The 19564-nt window shown below is 68.4% G+C and carries 13 protein-coding genes; 5 read left to right on the top strand and 8 right to left on the bottom strand.

Features of this window, described 5'->3' with window-relative positions; translation table 11 throughout:
* Positions 1-488: 488 nt before the first annotated feature.
* Positions 489-2252, top strand: coding sequence for a right-handed parallel beta-helix repeat-containing protein (locus tag ACIBG5_RS00870; RefSeq protein WP_396389352.1), 1764 nt, complete (start codon positions 489-491; stop codon positions 2250-2252).
* Here the strand turns inward: ACIBG5_RS00870 and ACIBG5_RS00865 are convergent.
* The 6 genes from ACIBG5_RS00865 to ACIBG5_RS00840 all read right to left on the bottom strand — a co-directional run bounded on the left by ACIBG5_RS00865 (position 2241) and on the right by ACIBG5_RS00840 (position 8743).
* Positions 2241-3638, bottom strand: a complete 1398-nt coding sequence (locus ACIBG5_RS00865; protein ID WP_396389351.1) for a mannitol dehydrogenase family protein — start codon at positions 3636-3638, stop codon at positions 2241-2243. The two genes, ACIBG5_RS00870 and ACIBG5_RS00865, sit on opposite strands and share 12 nt — an antisense overlap.
* Before the next feature lie 16 nt (positions 3639-3654).
* Positions 3655-4491 carry an ABC transporter permease gene (locus ACIBG5_RS00860; protein WP_131350915.1) on the bottom strand — a complete coding sequence of 279 codons (837 nt, stop codon included), beginning with the start codon at positions 4489-4491 and terminating at the stop codon, positions 3655-3657.
* On the bottom strand, positions 4488-5372 hold the full coding sequence (locus ACIBG5_RS00855) for an ABC transporter permease (RefSeq protein WP_396389350.1): 885 nt from the start codon (positions 5370-5372) through the stop codon (positions 4488-4490). Before ACIBG5_RS00855 ends, ACIBG5_RS00860 begins: the two co-directional genes overlap by 4 nt.
* Complete coding sequence (locus tag ACIBG5_RS00850; protein WP_396389349.1) at positions 5369-6457, bottom strand: ABC transporter ATP-binding protein; 1089 nt, start codon at positions 6455-6457, stop codon at positions 5369-5371. Before ACIBG5_RS00850 ends, ACIBG5_RS00855 begins: the two co-directional genes overlap by 4 nt.
* Positions 6454-7683 (bottom strand): ABC transporter substrate-binding protein, encoded by a 1230-nt coding sequence (locus tag ACIBG5_RS00845; protein WP_396389348.1) that lies wholly within the window; start codon positions 7681-7683, stop codon positions 6454-6456. Before ACIBG5_RS00845 ends, ACIBG5_RS00850 begins: the two co-directional genes overlap by 4 nt.
* 70 nt (positions 7684-7753) lie before the next feature.
* The gene (locus ACIBG5_RS00840; protein WP_396389347.1) at positions 7754-8743 is read right to left on the bottom strand and encodes a LacI family DNA-binding transcriptional regulator; all 990 of its coding nucleotides are present in this window, start codon (positions 8741-8743) and stop codon (positions 7754-7756) included.
* A 183-nt stretch (positions 8744-8926) separates the two neighbouring features.
* On the opposite strand from ACIBG5_RS00840, the gene uxaC reads away from it, so the two are divergent.
* Both uxaC and ACIBG5_RS00830 read left to right on the top strand, forming a co-directional pair.
* The gene (uxaC, locus tag ACIBG5_RS00835) at positions 8927-10333 is read left to right on the top strand and encodes a glucuronate isomerase (protein ID WP_396389346.1); all 1407 of its coding nucleotides are present in this window, start codon (positions 8927-8929) and stop codon (positions 10331-10333) included.
* A 586-nt stretch (positions 10334-10919) separates the two neighbouring features.
* Positions 10920-12452: a right-handed parallel beta-helix repeat-containing protein gene (locus ACIBG5_RS00830; protein WP_396389345.1), complete on the top strand. Its 1533-nt coding sequence runs from the start codon at positions 10920-10922 to the stop codon at positions 12450-12452.
* Positions 12453-12499: 47 nt separating this feature from the next.
* Here the strand turns inward: ACIBG5_RS00830 and ACIBG5_RS00825 are convergent, their stop codons facing one another.
* Positions 12500-13813 (bottom strand): O-antigen ligase family protein, encoded by a 1314-nt coding sequence (locus tag ACIBG5_RS00825; RefSeq protein ID WP_396389344.1) that lies wholly within the window; start codon positions 13811-13813, stop codon positions 12500-12502.
* A gap of 10 nt (positions 13814-13823) precedes the next feature.
* Positions 13824-15443 carry a Wzz/FepE/Etk N-terminal domain-containing protein gene (locus ACIBG5_RS00820; protein WP_396389343.1) on the bottom strand — a complete coding sequence of 540 codons (1620 nt, stop codon included), beginning with the start codon at positions 15441-15443 and terminating at the stop codon, positions 13824-13826.
* Between the two features lie 182 nt (positions 15444-15625).
* Between ACIBG5_RS00820 and ACIBG5_RS00815 the strand changes: the two genes are divergently transcribed.
* Together ACIBG5_RS00815 and ACIBG5_RS00810 are read left to right on the top strand one after the other, a co-directional pair.
* Positions 15626-17839, top strand: a complete 2214-nt coding sequence (locus tag ACIBG5_RS00815; RefSeq protein ID WP_396389342.1) for a LamG-like jellyroll fold domain-containing protein — start codon at positions 15626-15628, stop codon at positions 17837-17839.
* A 172-nt stretch (positions 17840-18011) separates the two neighbouring features.
* A complete protein-coding gene (locus tag ACIBG5_RS00810) occupies positions 18012-19535 on the top strand; it encodes a fibronectin type III domain-containing protein (RefSeq protein ID WP_396389341.1) in 1524 nt (507 codons plus the stop codon).
* Positions 19536-19564 lie beyond the last annotated feature (29 nt).

Genomic DNA, 19564 nt, shown 5'->3' with positions numbered 1-19564 from the left:
CGGGTTCGGCTGAGGTGGCGGCGTGCAGCTGGACAGGAGGTGTCGGGCCGACAGGTAGTGCAGCTGAGCGTCGGTGCGTTCTGTGTACGGTGTCTCGCGAGTGCACTACCTGTCGGTCTGTACACCGCTGGTCGATGAGCCGCGCCGTCATCCTTGCCATGACGCTGCCGCCGGCCCGGACAACATCCGGGGACTGGGGACAGGGTCCGGGGAACTGTGGACAGGATCCGGGGACCTTGGACATGGCACGACTGGTCCGCGGTCCCCACTACTTGTCCACGGTCCCCAACTTCCTGTCCACGGTCCCCACTTCTTACCCGCGGTCCACCGGCGCGATCGATTGCCTGTTGCAACGGAGTTGGGGCTGGGTGCAACAGAAATTGCGCGGAAAGTATTGCCTTGGCTACCTGAGGTAGTAGTAGTCTGCAGACGAAGCCGCGCCATGGGGGGTGCGCTCAGGATCCACCTGTGCCCCCGGAGGCTCCGCAATGAAGACAGCTACCGCAGTTGTGGCGATCGTTGCAGTCGGCACCTTCGCCGCCACGACAGCCTTGCCCGCGCACAGTGCGCCCACCGACGACGTCTTAGTGCGGGGCGAGTTCAGCCTGTTACCCGCGGCACCCTCGGACAGCCTGTTGCCCGCGGCATCCCCGAACGGTCTGCTACCCGCGGCATCCCCGAACGGTCTATTGCCCGCGGCATCCTCGGACGGTCTGCTACCCGCGGCATCCTCGGACGGTCTGTTGCCTGCGGCACCGTCTGACGATCCGCTGCACGCGATCATGCCCGGAGTGCAACCGACGCCTCCCCCCGCGGATCTGCCCACGACGCCGCCCTCCGCGGACGCGGCGTTCCCATCGGGACCATCGCAAGCACCCCAATGCGCCGGGGTCACGATCAAGCCCGGGCAGGACGCCGCGAAGATCGTCGACGACGCACCGAACGGTACGACGTTCTGTTTCACGGCCGGCCTGCACCGGATCACACAGACCATCCGCCCGAAGGCCGACCAGGTGCTGGCCAGCGATCAGGGCGCCGTACTGACCGGGTCGGTGCCGCTGACAAGGTGGACCGCGTCGAACGGCGGCTGGGTGACAACGGGAGTCCTGCCTCCGGCGTACTCGCAGACCGGGCAGTGCGAGGACGACGTCGCGAACATCTGCTACCTGCGTGAGCAGGTCTTCCTGAACAGCAAACACCTGACCCGGGTGGCCTCACGGGATAAGGTTGCCCCCGGCACCTTCTACGCCGACTACACGGCGAACGCCGTCTACCTGGGTGACGACCCGCGCGGGCGGTCGGTCGAGATGTCGAAGACCGAGACCGCGATCCAGTCGACCGCGGGCGGCGTGACCGTGCGCGGGCTGACGATCGAGCACTTCGCGACACCCGCACAAGGTGGCGCGGTCGTGCTCGGGCTGGGCTGGAAGGTTCTCGCCAACGACATCCGCTGGAATCACGCGGTCGGGGCAATGCTCGTGAACGCCGACGGCGCCGTCCTGGAGAAGAACTTCATCCACTCCAACGGCCAACTCGGCATCGGGCAGTACAGCACCCTCAAGGGCACCATCTCGGCCAACGAGGTGAGCTACAACAACACCGACGGCTTCTGGATCGCCGACTGGGAGTCGGGCGGGATCAAGACCACCTGGTCCAGCGGCGGCTGGGTCACCGGCAACCTGATCAAGCTGAACCGGGGCGTCGGGCTGTGGAGCGACGCGTACGACGACGGCCGGACCTTCAACGCCAATCAGATTGTCGACAATGCGGCGGATGGGATCCGGTTCGAGATCGGCCGCAACGGCGTGATCGAGAACAACGAGATCAGCCGCAACGGCCTCGGCACCGGCCGTGGCTCGGGTACGTCGCTGTGGGACGGCGGCGGGATCAACGTCAACACGTCGTCGAACGTCCAGGTCCGCGACAACGTGGTCGCCGACAATGTGAACGGCATCTCGATCCAGTCCCGCACCCGCGGCTCCGGCCCGTGGGGGCTGAACGTACTCCGCGGCATCGTTGTCTCCGGCAACCAGGTGACGATGCGCGGCGGGACGACCGCTACCGGCATGGTGCAGAACGCCGGCGCGGCCATCCCGCTCGGCGAGGTGACGCTGGACAAGAACACCTACATCCTCGACAGCCTGACCACCGACCGGTTCCAGAAGACCGGCCAGTGGTACAGCGCCCAGGAATGGCGCATGACCGGTCAGGACACGACAAGCACCTTCACAACCCGGGCATCAGCGAACTGACATGCCCGACCCGGCTGTCAGGGAGCTGACGTGCTCGATCAGTAGTTCGCGGAAGGCTGTCGAGTCGCGTAGATCGGGGGTGAAGACCGAGTCGACATCGAGCAACGCGTCGACCACGGCGGCCGGACCTGAGGCTCCTGCAAGGGCAGCCTTCAGCCGGTCAGCCTGCGGATCGTCGACAATCGGCGTCTTCAACACGTAGACCATCCACGCCGCGACGGCCAGCGAGATCACCCGAGGCTCGGCGCCCGCAGCCAGGCGGTCGCGGACCGTCCCCAGCATCCGGACCGGTAGCTTCACCGACCCGTCCATCGCGACCTGCGTGGTCCGATGCTTCAACGCCGGATTGGCGAACCGCTCGAGGACGGACGCGCCGTACTCGGTCAGGTCGAGGCCGTCGGGTGCCGTCAGCGTCGGTACGACGTCCTCCGTCATGAGCTGTCGTGCCAGCGCGGACAACTCCTCGTCCCGCACCGCCTCAGCGATGGTCTCGTAACCGCGCAGAGCACCGAGGTAGGCAAGCATCGAGTGGGTGGCGTTCAGCATCCGCAGCTTGGCCTGCTCCCATGGCGCAACGTCGGCGGTAAGGACAGCGCCACCGCGCTCCCACGCCGGCCGGTCCCCCGCGAAGTCGTCCTCGATCACCCACTGCAGGAACGGCTCAGCGACCACGACTGCCTCGTCCCGTACGCCGAGCAGCCGGGCCGCCTCGTCACGGTCCGCGTCGGTGGTCGCCGGCACGATCCGGTCGACCATGCTGGCCGGGAACCGGGTCGTCTCGAACACCTCGGGAACCTTGCCCAGGGCCTCGAAGTAGTCCGTCACCAGCTTCCGCAGGAACGGCCCGTTGGCCACCAGGTTGTCGCAGGACACGATCGTCAACGGCTCGTCCCGGCGCGCCAGCCCGGCCGCGAGCTGCCCGACCACCGTGCGCGGTGGGCGGCCGGTCAGGTCCGCCTGGATCTCGGGATCGTCCAGGTCGAGGCCGTGACCGGCCGCGCGGTACCCCTTCTCGGTCACCGTCAGCGTGACCACGGACACCGCGGGATCCGCGATCCGTGCCACCACAGCGTCCGGATCCTCCGGGGCGGTCAGGACCTCACGGATGCTGCCGATCACCTGCACCGACGGATCGCCGAGTCCGCGCTCCAGAACGGAGTACAGACCGTCCTGCGGCGCGAGCTGGTCGCGGACCCTGCCCGAGCGCTGGCTCACCCCGGTGATCCCCCACCGCGTCTCGCCGCCGGCGACGGCGGCGCGCTCGGTGACCACGGCCTGGTGGGCGCGATGGAACGCCCCCAGCCCGAGATGGACGATGCCGACCGACAACGCCCGCGGATCGACCGCGGGGGCGACGGGGAGATGGGTGAGACTCAGCCTGCTCAAGCGTGCACCTCAGCTTTCATTCGGGTTCTTCCTTCACACGGGCGACCAACTGCGTGGGGTTGACGAAACGCAGCGCGACCACGAGCAACACCAGCATCATCGCCGTGTACATGACCGCCATCGCGTCGACCGACTGCTGGGCACGTATCCCGGCCGCCGACATCGAGTAGTACAGCGCGACCACCAGTGTCTGCGAGTCCGGACCGGCGGTGAGGAAGGTCAGCTCGAACATCCCCACGGTACGGACCAGCACCAAGATCGCCGAGGCCAGCAGGCCCGGCACGAGCAGCGGCGCCAGGATCCGCAGGAACACCGCGCGGGTGTTCGCCCCGAGCATCCGGGCCGCGCTCTCGATCTTCGGATCCACCTGCTCGATGAACGGCGTCATGGTCAGGATCACGAACGGCACCGACGGCACCAGGTTCGCCAGCACCACGCCGGACAGATGACCCGCGAAACCGAACTTGTACAGCACGGTCGCAAGCGGGATGCCGTAGGTGATCGGTGGCATCAGGATCGGCAGCAGGAAGGTCAGGTACACCAGCCGCTTGCCCGGGAAGTTCTGCCGGGCCAGCACGTACGCCGCCGGCGCGCCGACCAGGACCGACAGTACGACGACCAGTCCCGAGGCGATCAGGGTGACGGAGATGACCTGCAACAACCCGAACTCGTGCCACGCGTCGCCGTACCACTGGGTGGTGAAGCCGTCCGGGACCCAGGTGTCGAACCAGCGGCGGCCGAACGAGCTGACCAGCACCGACCCGACCACACCGGCCAGGTTGACGAAGAAGAACACCACCACGGCCCAGATGAGCCAGGCGGTCGGCGTCGCCTTGAGGGCTCGCGTGCTCATCCCTTGCCTCCTGTCGATCCGGTGTAGAGCCGCGACCGCCACAGCAGCACGATCGCCACCACGACCAGCTCGACCACGCCCATGATCATCGCGATCGCCGAGGCGTAGGCGTAGTCGTACTGCTCGTACGCCGCCTGGTACGCGGCCAGGGAGATCACTCGGGTCGATCCGGCCGGGTTGCCGACCAGGACCGCCGACGGGAAGACCGAGAACGCGAGCACGAACGTGAGCAGGAACGTCGTCGCCAGCCCGGGAGCCAGCAGCGGCAGCGTGATCCGGCGGAACCGCTGCGCCCGGGACGCGCCGAGCGTCGCGGCGGCCCGTTCGAGGGTGGGATCGATACCGCTCAGGTACGACAGCACCAGCAGGAACGCGAACGGGAACCCGGTGATGACGAGCGAGAAGAACACGCCCCAGTAGTTGTTGGTCAGCCGGATCGGGTCGTCGATCAGATGGACGGCCATCAGGATCCGGTTGAACCAGCCGGTCGGGCCGAGATAGTTCAGCAGGCCCTGCGCCGTCAGCACTGTGCCGAGCGTGATCGGTACGACGAGCACCGTCGTGAGCAGCCGTTTGCCGCGGAACCGGCCGCGCATCCGGAACGCGATCGGCACCGCGGCGAGCACGTTCAGCAGTGCCGCGGGCAGCGCGATCTTCAGCGTCGTGACGATCGTGTCGCGCTGATAGGCGTCACTGAAGAACTTCTGGTAGTTGGCCAGAGCCCCGCCGCCCTTCAGCGGCTGGAACGACAGACTCAGCCCGTACAGGAACGGGTAGATGAAGAGCAGCAGCACGAAGACAGTGGCCGGCAGCAACAACCAGAGCCGCCGGTCGACGCCGCGCTCGGCCAGCCGGTGCTGCCAGCTCGCGGTCTCGCTCATACCGCGAGCCCCGCTGTCACCAGCTCGGCCGCGGGACGGTCTGAGGCGTACACCAGCAGGCGGCTCGGGTCGATGGCCACCGACACCGACTCACCGGCCTGGACCTTGCGTTCGGTCCGGGCGTGGAGACGTGTGCCGTCGTCCAGCACGACCTCCACTGCGAGCTCGCGGCCTTGGTACTCGACCACCTCGACGAGACCCTGCAGGCCCTCGTTGCCGAGCTTCACGTCCTCGGGACGCACCGCCACGACCACGTCCTCGCCGGCGGCGACCGTACCTTGCGCCACGCCGTCGATCGTCGTACCGCCGAGCGGGACCGTCACGACCTCGCCGGCCACGCTCCGCGCCGCGAGAGGCAACAGGTTGCGGTAGCCCATGAAGTCGGCGACGTGCCAGGTGGTCGGCGTCGTGTGGACCTCCTCAGGCGTGCCGATCTGTTGCACCCGGCCCTCCCGCATCACGACCAGGCGGTCGGCCATGCTGAGCGCCTCCTCCTGGTCGTGCGTCACGTACACCGTGGTCAGGCCGAGCGACTGGTGCAGGCGGCGGATCTCGGTCCGCATCTCCAGGCGGAGCTTCGCGTCCAGATTGCTGAGCGGCTCGTCCATCAGCACCAGCGACGGCTCGAGCACAGTCGCCCGGGCAATCGCGACGCGTTGCTGCTGACCACCGGACAGCTGCCCGGGCAGCTTGCCCGCGTGCTCCTCGAGCCGGACCATCTCGATCGCCGCGGTGGTCCGGCGCCGTACCTCGTCCTTCGGCAGCCGGCGCATCCGCAGACCGAACGCGATGTTGTCGCGCACGGTCAGGTGAGGAAAGAGCGCGTAGTTCTGGAAGACCATGCCGAAGCCGCGCTTCTCCGGCGGCAGCGTGTCGATCCGCTGGTCGTCCTGCCAGATGCTGCCGGTAGTCAACGGCAGCAACCCGGCCAGACAGTTCAGGGCGGTCGACTTGCCGCAACCGGACGGGCCGAGCAGGGCGATGAACTCGCCCCGCTCGATCGTCAGGTCCAGCCCGGCCAGCGCGTCGGCCGTCCCGAACCGGCGGCCGACACCCTCCAGCCGGAGCCGGCCGAAACCACTCACGACTTCTTCACCTTGCTGCCGCCGACCTCCCGGTCCCACTTGTCGAACGCCGCGACCAGAGCCTTCGCGTCCAACGGCACCTCGTTCGGATTGTCGGCAATCAACTTGTCGTACTCCGGCCGGCCGAACTGGGTGATCGCGTCCTGGCTCTCCTGCGGTGCCTTCGACAGGTCGACACCCTTGATCGCCGGACCCGGGTAGAAGTAGCCCTTGTCGTACGCCTTCGCCTGCTGCTCCGGCGTCAGCATGAACTGCAGCAGCTGCAGGATCGCGGCCTGCTTGTCGGTCGAGACCCCCTTCGGTACGACGGCGTAGTGCGCGTCGGTGACCCAGTGGAAGCCCTTCAGCGGGGTGATCGCCGCCTCCTTCGGCACGGTGCCGAGGACGCGCGGGTTGATGTCCCAGCCCGTCGTACTGGCGATGATGCTGGCCGAACCGTTGGCCAGCGCCTTCATCGTGTCCGCCGTACCGGACGGGTAGAAGTCGACGTACTGGTTGAGTTCCTTGAGGTAGGCCCAGGTCTTGTCCCAGCCGTTGACCGGGTCCTTCGGGTCCTTGTCACCGAGGATGTACGGCAGGCCCATCAGGAAGGTCCGGCCGGGTCCGGAGTTGGCCGGGCGCGCGTACATGACCTTGCCCTTGTTGGCCTTCGCGAAGGCCAGCAGTTCCTCGGCGCTGCGCGGCGGCGACGCCACCTTGGCCGGCAGGTACTCCAGCAGCGGGCCGGACGGGTAGTAGGTGACGGTGACGCCGACGTTGCCGGCCAGCGCCTGCATCTTCGCGGCCGGCTCGAGGTAGTCCTTCATGCCGGGCAGCCGATCGGCGTACTTCGGCAGCAGGTCCATCCACAGGCCCTGCTCCGCGCCGGCCGCGAGGCCGTCGGTACCGGTCAGCACCAGGTCGATGTCGACCCGGCCGGCGTCCTGCTGGGCCTTGATCTTGCCGGACAGCTCGGGCGCCGGACCCTTGGAGTAGGTGACCTTGGAGATCACGTCGGAGTGCTGCTTGACGAAGTCGTCGATCATCGGCTGGGTCAGCTGCAGGTTCCCGGCCACGTCGAGGATGTTCAGCGTCACCGCCTTCGAGGGCTTGTCCGGCGCATCGCCGGAGCTGTCGCCGGACGACTGGTTGGGGCTTGTCGGGGCTCCGCACGCGGCCAGTACGGCGAGCAGGCCGACGACGGCTGTGCGGCGGACGCGACGGCCGGTTCTGCGCTGCAGGGGCATCGGGTCTATCTCCTCTGGATCAAGGGCGGGCCCGGCGTGGTGCCGGGATTGATCGGCTCGGGGCGGCAGATCAGGGGCTTGCGGCGGGCCCCGTGGAGTCACGGACGATGAGCTCGCCGTGCAGGGTGCCGCGGGTGTCGACGGTGCTGTCCGGGTTGTCGAGCAGGGCCAGCAGGAGCTCGACCGCGATCCGGCCGGCCTCCTGCTTGGGCAGCCGGACCGTGGTCAGCGCCGGTCGGGCCATCCGGGACATCGCGATGTCGTCGACGCCGACCACGCTCAAGTCGCCCGGAACCGAGATCCCCCGTGCGTGCAACCGGGCCAGCAGCCCGATCGCGACCAGGTCGTTGTAGGTGATGACAGCGGTGGCGCCGGAGGCGACGACCTGGTCCGCCGCCGCCATGCCACCTTCGTACGTCGGGCCGAAGTGACCGACCCGGCTCAGCTCGACACCGTGGTCGGCGACGGCGTTCTCCAGGCCGATGCCGCGGTGCTGGGTCGACCACGACGTGACCGGTCCACCGACCCAGGCGAGCCGGCGGTGGCCGAGGGCAACGAGGTGGGCGACGGCCTGCCGCATCCCTTCCTCGTTGTCGTAGGTGATGCCGGGGATACCCTCGGCGGTGCGGTTGACCAGGACGACGTTCGTGTCCTGGGCGATCGCGGACAGGTCGGCGTCGCCGGACCGTGGTGAACACAGGATCAGCCCGTCGACCTGCTTGGACAGCGCACGAACCAGGCCGACCTCCGCGGTCACGTCCTCGTCGGTGTCCGCGACGAACACAGCCGTGTCGGACCGGCGGGCGCGCGCCTGCACGCCCTTGGTGACGCTGGCGAAGAACGGGTTCGCCAGGTCGGGCACGACCAGGCCGATGTTGCCGGTGCGGCCGGTGATCAGACCACGGGCGGCACGGTTGGGCTGGTAGCCGAGCTGCTCGACCGCGGCTGCGACTCGGACCCGGGTCGCGGCGTTGACCATCTCCGGCATCGACAGCGCCCGGGACACGGTGGACGGCGACACGCCTGCCAGCCGCGCCACGTCACGGATCGTCGCAGGCATGGTCACCTCCTCAGGTCGGCCTCGACGTCGCAGTCTGCAATCGGTTTCACACTTGTGTCAAGAGTTCATTCACGGTCGATCGACGGTCAGTGGGATTCGCCTTGTGGACAAGGGGTTGTGTGGGCCCGTGCGCACTGCAATCCTTTGCAGTACTCGTTTCAGCCCATTCATCCCGGAGGACCCATGCCGAAGGCCCTGCAGCCTCATCCGGACCGCGCCCTGCCCGCCGGCGAGGCACGCGACGTCGCCCGGCGGATCCACGCGTCGACGAAGGACCTGCCGTTGCTGTGCCTGCACGGGCACGTCGACATCGGGCTGTTCGCGACCGACGCGCCGTTCGGCAACCCGGCCGAGCTGCTGGTCGTCCCGGACCACTACGTGACCCGGATGCTGATCTCCCAGGGCATCTCCCCCGACCGCCTCGGTCTTCCCCGCCGCGACGGCACCGCGCCGGCCGACCCGCGCGATGTCTGGCGGGAGTTCTGCGCGAACTGGCACCTCTTCCTCGGTACGCCGAGCAGGTACTGGCTGGAGCACGAGTTCACCGAGGTCCTCGGCGTGACCACTCACCCCTCGGCCGAGACCGCGGACGAGCTGTACGACCAGATCTCCGCCCGGATCGCCGAGCCCGAGTTCCGGCCGCGGGCCCTGCTCGACCGGTTCGGGATCGAGCTGATCTCGACGACCGACGCCGCCACCGACGACCTCGCCCAGCACGCGAAGCTCGCCGCGGACCTGCCCGGCCGAGTCGTCCCGACCTTCCGCCCCGACGCCCTCGTGCACCTCGACCGGCCCGGCTGGAGTGTTCTCGCTGCCCGGCTCGGAGAGTTGGCCGACGTCGACACCGCGACGTACGACGGGTTCCTGGCGGCGATCCGGCAGCGGCGGCAGGCGTTCGTCGAGGCGGGCGCGCGGGCGACCGACCACGGGCACTACAGCGCGGCGGCGCTCCCGTTGACCGACGCGGAGGCTGCGCGGATCTACACGAGTGCTTTGAAGGGTGATGTGTCAGCGGAGGACGCGAGTGCGTTCGCCGGGCACATGCTGTACCAGTCGGCGGTGATGTCGGCCGAGGACGGGCTGGTGATGCAGCTGCACCCGGGCGTCCTGCGCGACCACGATCCGGCGATCCACGCGGCGTACGGGCCGGACCAGGGGCACGACATTCCGGTGGCGACCGAGTTCACCCGGTCGCTGCGGCCGCTGCTCGAGCGGTTCGGGCACACGGCTGGTTTCCGGCTGGTGCTGTTCACTGTCGACGAGACCGTGTACTCGCGGGAGCTTGCGCCGCTGGCCGGCGTGTATCCGGCGGTGCGGCTCGGGGCGCCGTGGTGGTTCCTGGACAGCCCGGACGGGATGCGGCGGTTCCGCGAGCTGGTGACGGAGACGGCCGGTTTCTACAACATGTCCGGGTTCGTCGACGACACCCGGGCCTTCCTGTCGATCCCCGCCCGGCACGATCTCGCCCGGCGGATCGACGCCGGCTATCTGGCCAACCTCGTCGTACAGCACCGCCTCGACGAGGACGACGCCTTCCAGGTCGCCAAGGACCTCGCCTACAACCTTGCCCGAGACACCTACCTCGCCTGACCACCCGTCGCGACCCACGCCGGCCGCCGCCTCGGATGGGGGCACCTCGGATCGGGCGTTGAACACCTCCCGGTGGCCTTGGACAAGGAATTTCGGCTCTTCTGTCTGATGTGTGGGTGGTCGAGTGCGCTTGGAGTGGAGCGCGGACAGCAACCGGGGACCGCGGACAAGGTATGACCTGTCCGCGGTCCCCAGATGCTGTCCGCGGTCCCCACGCCGGGCGCGGTACGACGGACGCGGTCCGACGGGGGTTGACCAGTGCCCAAAGTCGCGCCGAACGCGCACACCCATCCACCCGCCATCCGCCATCCGCCATCCGCAAGCGGTCCTGACGCAGTCCGGGGAGCATCACCCACCTGAAACGGCAAGCCAGACTCCCCAATACGCCGCGCCGACACAGCACCCCACCTGACAAAGTGCGGACCTGCGTCACTCACCAATCGGTGATCGGGGGCGGACCGCTCGTGCGGTCGAGCGTGGACCGGCTGAGCCGTGCGAACTTGGTGAGTGCCACAGGTCCGCGCCGCCCCGGTGTGCCTGTAGTCTCCTCCAGATCTGTTCGCCGGGGGTGGGTGAAGGGTTGTTGATGAGGCGTCGTGGTGTTGTGGCGGGTGGCGCCGTACTGGTGCTGCTGCTGGCCGGGTGCTCTGCTGGTGATGGGGACTCAGCCAAGCCGTCCGCGGCGCCCCCTGCGGTGACGGTGCCTACTGCCCCGCCGGCCGCGGCTGCCGTTGCGCTCGGGCCGACGGGACCTGGTACGGCGAAGGCCTGCACGGGTACTGCGATCGCGGTGGGAGCGGACCCGCAGAAGGTGATCGACGCGGCGCCGGAAGGTACGACGTTCTGCTTCACAAAGGGTGTGCATCGGATCAGCCGGGCGATCCGTCCGCGGGCCGGTGACACGCTGGCCGGTGGGAAGGGCGTCGTACTGACCGGGTCGGTGGCGCTGAGTGGCTGGCAGCGGGACGGCGATCGGTGGGTGGTGCGCGGGGTACTGCCGGCGGCGTACCCGCTGAAAGGGCAGTGCGAGGACAACAAGGCGAAGCCGTGCCAGCGGGGCGAGCAGGTGTTCGTCGATGGGAAGCATCTGACGCGGGTGATGAGTCTCGAGGAGCTGGAGCCGGGGACGTTCTTCGGGGACTACGCCGCGAACGCCGTGTACGTCAGTGACGATCCGGACGGCCGTGCGGTCGAGATGTCGCGGACGCCGACCGCGATCGAGAAGTCGGCCGAGGAGGTCACCGTGACCGGGTTGACGATCGAGCACTTCGCCAGCCTGCCGCAGGGAGGCGCGCTCCAGATCGGACCCGGGTGGAAGGTGGTCTCGAACGAGGTCCGCTGGAATCACGCGGTCGGGATCATGGTGATCGAGGGCGACCGGGCCGAGCTGAGCCGGAACACGGTCGCGGACAACGGGCAGCTCGGGATCGGGCAGTACAAGTCCGAGGGCGTCCGGATCACCGCGAACCTGGTGACCCGGAACAACACCGACGGGTTCTGGATCGCCGACTGGGAGTCCGGGGGGATCAAGTCGACCCGGTCGTCGGGCGAGGTGTCGGGCAACGACATCGTCGGCAATCGGGGCATCGGGATGTGGAGCGACATCGCGGAGTACGACCGGACGATCACCGGGAACCGGATCCGCGGCAACGCGGCGGACGGGATCCGGTACGAGATCAGCTACCAGGCCGTGATCGAGCAGAACGTTGTCGAGGGCAACGGGTATGGGACCGGGCGCGGGTCCGGTGGGAGCCTGTGGGACGGCGGCGGGATCAACGTGAACACGTCCGCCGGGGTGCAGGTCCGCGGCAACCTGGTCAAGGACAACCGCAACGGGATCTCGATCCAGTCCCGCACGCGGGGTGACGGGCCGCGGGGTACGTACGTCCTCCGCGACGTCACGATCGAAGGCAACCTCGTCGTCATGCAGGACGCGACCTCCAGCACCGGCGTCGTCGAGAACAAGGGCTCCCCCACCCGCCCCGGCGCCGTCACCTTCCGCCACAACAGCTACCAGATCGGCGGCAAGTCCGCCGACCGCTTCGCCTACCAGGGCAAAACCCTCACCTGGCCCCAATGGCAAGAAGCCGGCTTCGACCAAGACTCAGTCAGCAGCTAGCCACGGCACCCTAGGCAACTGGTGGGCTGCCGAAAAGCGAGTGGGTGTTAGCGGGCTAGAGCTCTGGCCTGGTTTCGGGATCTTTGGCGGATTCGGTCGGCGTCGCAGATGGCGGCGGCCACCAAGAGGTGGACGGTCATGGAGCTGAGGTCGGAGAGGCCGCTTTCGTTGAGGGAGGCGGCGGTGACGTAGCCGAGGAGGAGGGCTCCGCAGGCGCGGATGTACGGCGTGGGTGCCCGGAGGACCGAGACCCACGCGAGGATCAACGCGATCGCGACGATCGTGACCGCGAGCAGACCGGTCTCCCAGTACAGGCCGAGCCAACTGTTGTCGATCGCCATCACATCGATGTCGCCCTCACCGCGCCGCAGCAGTACCCGCTTGTTGCCGAGGCCGTGACCGATGATCGCGGTCTGGATCGACACCTTCTCGTCCAGCACCGCCTGCCAACTCGTCGTACGTCCGCTGAGCGAGCTGATCTGCCGTGTCCCCTGCCCACGCAACACCCACGTGTGCAGCGATCCGATGGTCAGGAACGCGATCCCGATCAGCCCCGGCACCACCAGACTCGCGATCCGCCCGGCCCACGTCTTCCGGGTGATGATCAACGCGATCACCAGCCCGAACGCGATCGCGGCCGCCGACGTACGGGTCCGGCTCGCCGCCACCAGTACGACGCCCAGCCCCATCAGCCCGACCGACGGGATCATCGACAGCTTCCGGCACAGCAGACCGAGCAGCGCCAGTCCGAACAGGATCGCGCCGACCTCACCGACCCGCGGCGGCAGCATCGGGATGATGACACCCTGCAGGCGATACCCAGTGCCGAGCGAACTGAGCGGCCGCCACGCCTGACTGGGTGCGTACGCCAGACTCGCCACGACCGTGGCCGCCAGCAACACATGCGCCCACAGATGCGCCCGCACCAACCGCTCCGGCACCTGCACCAGCGGCCGCCAGAGCAGGAACACCAGGATCAGCCCGATCAGGAACCGCGCCAACCGGGTCAGCGGCCCGAGCGGCTCCGCCAGCAGGAACGCCGTGGCGACCGCGAACATCACGTACAGCACGTAGAGACTGCTCGCCGGATTCACCCGGGTCCGGAATCCAGGCTTGGTCGCAGCCATCGCGATCAGGAAGATCGCCCCGAGCAGCAGCCCCTTCATCACACTGTTGGTCGACCCGGTGGTCCCCTGCGGCGCCGCGACTCGCGACGACCACGGCTGCACACCCAGCACGAACAAGCACCACAACACCAGCCAGAACCACGCCGGCTTCTGGATCTCGCCGTCGACCGTGCCCGGCACCGGCGGCGCCAGACGAGTCCCACCGGAACGGTAGGCGGTCGCGGATCGCATCATGACAACACGATCAGCGCAGCGGTGCGGCGGTGTCGAGCGGCTTGTAGTTCAACGGAATGCCCAGCGTCTCGTCGTGCGGCGAGGCACCGATCAGTACGACGCCAAGCACCGGAGCACCGGCGAACTGCAACGCACCGGTCAGCCGGGCAACGTCCATCTCCTTGTCATGCCCGACCTGCACCACCAGCACCGACGCGTCCACAGCGGCGGCCAGCGGCGTGATCCCGTGCCGGCCGACAGACGCCGGTCCGTGGATGACGACGGAGTACCCAGGCGGCAGGTCCGCCACGATGCCCGGCACCAGCGACGGTCCAACGGCCGCAGCCGTCTCCTCGTGGTTCAGGCCGGGCGGAAGCACGTACAGATCGGCGACCGTGCCCGGGCGGAACAGCTTCCGCGCCCGGATCGCCCGCGTCGCCGCAGGCTCCATCACCAAGTCGGTCAGCCCCTCGTGCCCGGTCACGTGCGGCAGAACCGGCGTACCTTCGATGTCTGCCAGGACCAGCAAGGTCTCCCTGCCGTCGCGAGCGTTCGCTTCGGCCATCGCCAGCGCGATACCGGCCGAGTTCGGCGTCGGCGATGCGGAGACCACAAGCATCGCGCCCGGACCGCCACCGGCGAAGGCGCGCGGGTTCAACTCGCGGCGGGCAAGCGCACCGCTCGCCTCTGCACCCAACGCAGTGATCTCGTACTGCGGCAACTCGGGAGCCGTCCGATGCCAGAACCGGCGCCGGTTGCCTTCCGACGCGGCGATGACCGGCGAGCTCGCCGCACGGGCCGCCTGGTCACGAGTCACGATGTACGGCGTCAGGTGCGACCGGAGCAGCGCCAGACCGAAGCCGAGCACCAGACCGAGGATGCCGCCGACCAGGATGTCGCGGGCAACCATCGGTGAGGAGGTCGCGGTGTCCGCGGTGGCCGGGGTGACCAGTTCACTACCAGAGCCGACCGTGGTCAGCGCCTTGACCATGGCGGCCGCGTCGTCGGCCGCCTGCCGAGCCTCGGTCGCCAGCCCGACCCGCTGGTCGCGCAGCGCGGCGGCGGTCTGCGAGTCGCCCCGCTGGACCGCCTCGTCGATCTGGCTGACCAGGCTCTTCGACTGCTGGGTCGCGGTCTTGGACCGATCCTGGGCCTGCCCGGCGAGCGTGGTCAGCAGCGCCTTGGCCTCATCGTTGCGCTGCTTCAGGTAGATGCTGGAGATCGCGTTGGCCCGCTCGACCGCCTTCGCCGCGGTCGGGCCGTCGGTGGTGACCAGGTACGCGTTGTCGGTGACCGCCTTGACCCGGGTCACCGCGGCCAGTTCCTGGATCGCGTCGTCGGTGGTGTCCATGCCGAGCGACTTCGCCACGCTGTGCAGCAGCGTCGGGCTGGCCATCACGCGAGCCTGCGTCTCGGCGGGCAGATCCATCCCGAGCGGACCGGTCTTGTCCGTCGTGGGCAGCTTCCCGACCAGCGCCGGCGGGACCGCCGGCCCAAGCACCAACTGGCTCGAGGCGGTCCACCGCGTCGTCTGGGACAGCGCGAAGACAGAAGCTCCGAGCAGGCCGAGGACGATGCAGCCCATGATGAGCCACTTCTGCCGTAGCAGTGACTGAGCGGTCTCCCGCCAGACCACGGTGCCCGGTTCCATCCCTACCCCACTTCCATCGCCCACAGGCTCGGTGCCAGCGCCCCAGGATATAGGCACCTGGGATCGGGCGTACCGAAGAGTCCGGTCCATGCCCTACTGTGACCTCCGGGGGATTCCCGGGGGCTGCCGGGAATTTGATTTGGCGCCGTTTCGCGCCTTCCGTCCGAGGGGGACACCGCAGGATGAACAAGAGATGGTTGCGCACGCGTCTGGGGCTCGTGGGCGCTCTCGTCGCCGGGGCACTGGTGGTCGTTTTCGCGCCGCCCGCCCAGAGCATCGAGGCCTCGCTGTCAGCAGTGGCGAGCCCGACCTGGCAGACCAACGGAAGTGTGCAGGGCATCACGGTCGCAGCGGGCAACGCGTACGCCGGCGGCCGATTCACGAGCGTGCGGCCGCCGGGCGCCGCTGCCGGGACCGGAGAGGTCGCGCAGGCGTACCTCGCCGCTTTCGACGAGAACACCGGTGCTCTGGTCACCGCGTTCAACCCGGTCCTCAACGGCCAGGTCTACGCGGTCGCGGCCTCCGCCGACGGATCGCGGATCTTCGTCGGTGGTGACTTCACCACCGTCAACGGCGTCACCCGCAACCGGATCGCGGCCTTCGACACCGCCACCGGTGCGCTGGTGACGACCTGGAAGCCGTCGGTCTCCTTCCGGGTCAAGGCGATCGCCGTGCACGGCAACACCGTCTACTTCGGTGGATCCTTCGGCCTGGTGAACAACCTGACCCGGAACCGGCTCGCGGCCGTCAGCGCCGACGCCGGCACCCTGCTCCCGTTCGCCCCGTCGGTGAACGGCGACGTGTACGCCGTCGATGCCGCGGACGACGGCTCCAAGGTGTACGCCGGTGGCCAGTTCAGCGCGGTCAACGGCACCAACCAGAACACCGTGACCAGCCTCGACCCGGCGACCGGCGCCGTACTGCCGTTCCCGGGTGCGTCCGCTGTCCCGCCGCCGAACGGCTCCTGCACCACCCGGGTCAAGGCGATCGACGCCAGCGGCGACACCGTGTACTTCGGCAACGGCGGTGACGGCGGCGGCTGCTTCGACGGCACCTGGGCGGTCGACGTCTCGACCAACGCGCTGAAGTGGAAGAACTCGTGCCTGGGCGCGACCGAGGCGGTCAAGGTCGTCAACGGCTGGCTCTACAAGGGTTCGCACGCGCATGACTGCGCCAACCAGGGCGCCGGCGGCTTCCCGCAGGGCTTCGACTACCGGTACCTGCTGGTGGAGAAGATCTCCGACGGCACGCTCGGCCCGTGGTACCCGAATACCGATGCCGGACCGCCCACCGAGGTCGGACCGCTCGCGTTCGCGACCGGTGGCGACGACCTCTGGGTCGGTGGCGACTTCTTCAGCACGAACGGCGTCGGCCAGCAGGGCCTGACCCGCTTCACCAACGCGACGCCGGGTGCGGCTCCGGCCAAGCCGGCCAAGCTGCTGCCGTACAGCGTCCAGCCGGGTGTGGTGCAGATCCACTTCCCGACCGTGGTCGACAACGACGACAGCACGCTGACCTACCGGCTGCTGAAGGGCTTCAGCAACACCACGATCGCGACCTGGACAGTCAAGTCGACCCCGTGGGACCGGCCGTGGCTGCACTACACCGACACCAACGTGGTGCCGGGCGAGACGCCCAACTACCGGGTCGAGGTGACCGACGGAAGTACGACGTTGCGCGGCAACTACTCCGACCCGGTCACGGTCGCCAGTACGCCGTCCACGGCGTACGACAAGATCATCAACGCCGACGGTCCGCAGGGCTACTGGCGGCTGGGTGAGCCGGCCGGTGCGACGACGTCCGTCGACTCGTCCGGGCAGAGCAACAACGGCATCTTCGGTGGCGCGGTGCTCGGCCAGCCCGGTGCGATCGCGGGGAACACCGCGATGACGGCGACGCTGACCAGCGGCCGGATGACGTCCGAAAAGGGCTACAGCATGCCGCAGCAGTTCACCGTCGAGGCCTGGGTCAAGCAGAGCGGCACCAACCGCGGCGGCCGCATCATCGGCTTCGGCAACTCCAAGGCCGGCACCAGTGCGACCGGTGGCGACCGGCAGCTGTACATGCGCACAAACGGCTCGATCGTGTTCGGGGTGAACGACGGCGCCCAGAAGACGCTGACCAGCACCTCGGGCAAGAACGACGGCCAGTGGCACCACGTCGCCGGCACCTTCGACAACGGCGCCATGAAGCTGTACGTCGACGGTGCGCTGGCGGGCAGCGCGAGTGTCGGAACCGCGTCGCTGTACTACGGCTGGTGGCGGCTCGGGTACGACAACAACACCAACTGGCCGGGCGGTGGAGCGAGCCAGGTCGGGATGAGCATCGACGAGGGCGCGGTGTACCCGTACGCACTCACTCCGGTCCAGGTGCAGTCGCACTTCGCGGCCCGCTGAGTAAGGCCGCTGAGTAAGGCTTCGGACAAGTTTTTCGGGTTTGCGACACAAAGTCATAACGCGGGTGGGAGCTCGCCTTCCGGTCGAGCTCCCACCCCGCTAATGTCCGCTGCTGGTGTGTGTTTTGAGGCCACGCACCGTTGTGAGGCACCCGCCCGTCCGAAGGACATAAATGAAGAAGTTAGTTCTGGCCATCGTCACCGGCGCGGCGGTGGTGGCCGCCGCACTGATTCCGTCCGGTCCGCCAGTGGTGGCGGCAGCCCCAGGTTTCGGTTCCGCCGTCTCGGCGATCAAGCAGACCTCGTGGCAGACCAACAACAGCGTGAACACGTTGGCCATAGCAGGGAACACCGTCTTCGCCGGCGGTCTGTTCACCCGGATCCGCCCACCCGGCAAGGCCGCCGGTCAGGGCGAAGTAGTCCGCACGTACGTCGCCGCCTTCGACCGGACCACCGGCGCACCGACCACGTTCGCGCCGACCCTCAACGGCCCGGTGTACAGCATCGCCACCAGCCCGGATGGCAAGTGGGTGGTGATCGGCGGTGACTTCACTGTCGCGAACGGCCTGAAGCGCAGCAAGATCGCGATGTACAGCACCGTCACCGGCCGGATCGTTCAGGCCTGGAACCCGGTCGTCGCGGCGCGCGTCAAGGCGCTCGCGATCTCCGGCAGCACGGTCTACATCGGCGGCGCCTTCGGCCGCGTCGACGGCCAGACCCGCAACCGGCTCGCCGCGGTCCGGCTGCTCTACGGCGACCTCACAGCGTGGAACCCGAACGCGAACAAGGACGTGTACGCGATCGATGTGTCCGACAACGGCACCCGGGTCTTCGTCGGTGGACCGTTCAGCACCATCAACGGCAAGGACCACTACTCGCTGGCGATGGTCAACACCACCACCGGGGCGGCGTACTCGATGCCGGCCGCGGCGGCGATCCCGAAGCCGACGGCCACCTGCACGACCAGGGTCAAGGACATCGACACCCTCGGCGACAAGGTGTTCGTCTCCAACGGCGGTGACGGCAGCGGCTGCTACGACGGCGTCCTGGCCGCCAACGCGACCAGCGGCGAACTGCTCTGGCAGAACAAGTGCCTGGGCGCGACCGAGGCGATCAAGGCCATCGGCAACTGGGTCTACAAGGGCTCGCACGCGCACAACTGCAGCTCGTCGGGCGCCTTCGGCGACGGCACCGGTACGCACTACCTGCTGGTCGAGAGCGGCATCGACGGCAAGCTCGGCCCGTGGTTCCCGAACACCGACGCCAACCCGAACAGCACCACGAAGGTCGGACCACTGGCGATGGCCGGCACCAACACCGACCTGTGGGTCGGCGGCGACTTCCTGCACGTGAACAACGCGGTGCAGCAGGGCCTGGCCCGGTTCACCAACACCCCGGGCGGCGCCTACCCGGCCAAGCCGAAGGCACCGACCCTGACCAGTACGACGGCCAACCAGGTCCGGGTGGCGTTCAACGACGTCTACGACGTGGACAACCTGACGCTGACGTACAACGTGTTCCGGGGCTCGACGAACGTCGGTTCGTACAAGTACGTCTCCTACTACTGGGAGAAGCGCAAGCTGTACTCGATGGTCGACACGGGTGTGAAGAGTGGCCAGACGGTCACCTATCACATCGAGGTGCACGACGGCCGCAACATCGTGAAGGGCCCGTCGGTCTCGATCAAGGTGAAGTAGGTCGTCAGGGGGTCTGCTCGAAAGGGCAG

The organism is Kribbella sp. NPDC050241 (assembly GCF_044459685.1).
Taxonomy (GTDB): domain Bacteria; phylum Actinomycetota; class Actinomycetes; order Propionibacteriales; family Kribbellaceae; genus Kribbella.
This window is presented reverse-complemented; position numbering and strand designations above follow the sequence as displayed.

Bases quoted from the DNA above. Each gene is read 5' to 3' on its own strand.
- uxaC (WP_396389346.1), top strand. From the start codon at position 8,927: ATGCCGAAGGCCCTGCAGCCTCATCCGGACCGCGCCCTGCCCGCCGGC.
- ACIBG5_RS00830 (WP_396389345.1), top strand. From the start codon at position 10,920: ATGAGGCGTCGTGGTGTTGTGGCGGGTGGCGCCGTACTGGTGCTGCTG.
- ACIBG5_RS00825 (WP_396389344.1), bottom strand. From the start codon at position 13,813: ATGATGCGATCCGCGACCGCCTACCGTTCCGGTGGGACTCGTCTGGCG.
- ACIBG5_RS00860 (WP_131350915.1), bottom strand. From the start codon at position 4,491: ATGAGCACGCGAGCCCTCAAGGCGACGCCGACCGCCTGGCTCATCTGG.
- ACIBG5_RS00855 (WP_396389350.1), bottom strand. From the start codon at position 5,372: ATGAGCGAGACCGCGAGCTGGCAGCACCGGCTGGCCGAGCGCGGCGTC.
- ACIBG5_RS00810 (WP_396389341.1), top strand. From the start codon at position 18,012: ATGAAGAAGTTAGTTCTGGCCATCGTCACCGGCGCGGCGGTGGTGGCC.
- ACIBG5_RS00820 (WP_396389343.1), bottom strand. From the start codon at position 15,443: ATGGAACCGGGCACCGTGGTCTGGCGGGAGACCGCTCAGTCACTGCTA.
- ACIBG5_RS00815 (WP_396389342.1), top strand. From the start codon at position 15,626: ATGAACAAGAGATGGTTGCGCACGCGTCTGGGGCTCGTGGGCGCTCTC.
- ACIBG5_RS00870 (WP_396389352.1), top strand. From the start codon at position 489: ATGAAGACAGCTACCGCAGTTGTGGCGATCGTTGCAGTCGGCACCTTC.
- ACIBG5_RS00840 (WP_396389347.1), bottom strand. From the start codon at position 8,743: ATGCCTGCGACGATCCGTGACGTGGCGCGGCTGGCAGGCGTGTCGCCG.
- ACIBG5_RS00845 (WP_396389348.1), bottom strand. From the start codon at position 7,683: ATGCCCCTGCAGCGCAGAACCGGCCGTCGCGTCCGCCGCACAGCCGTC.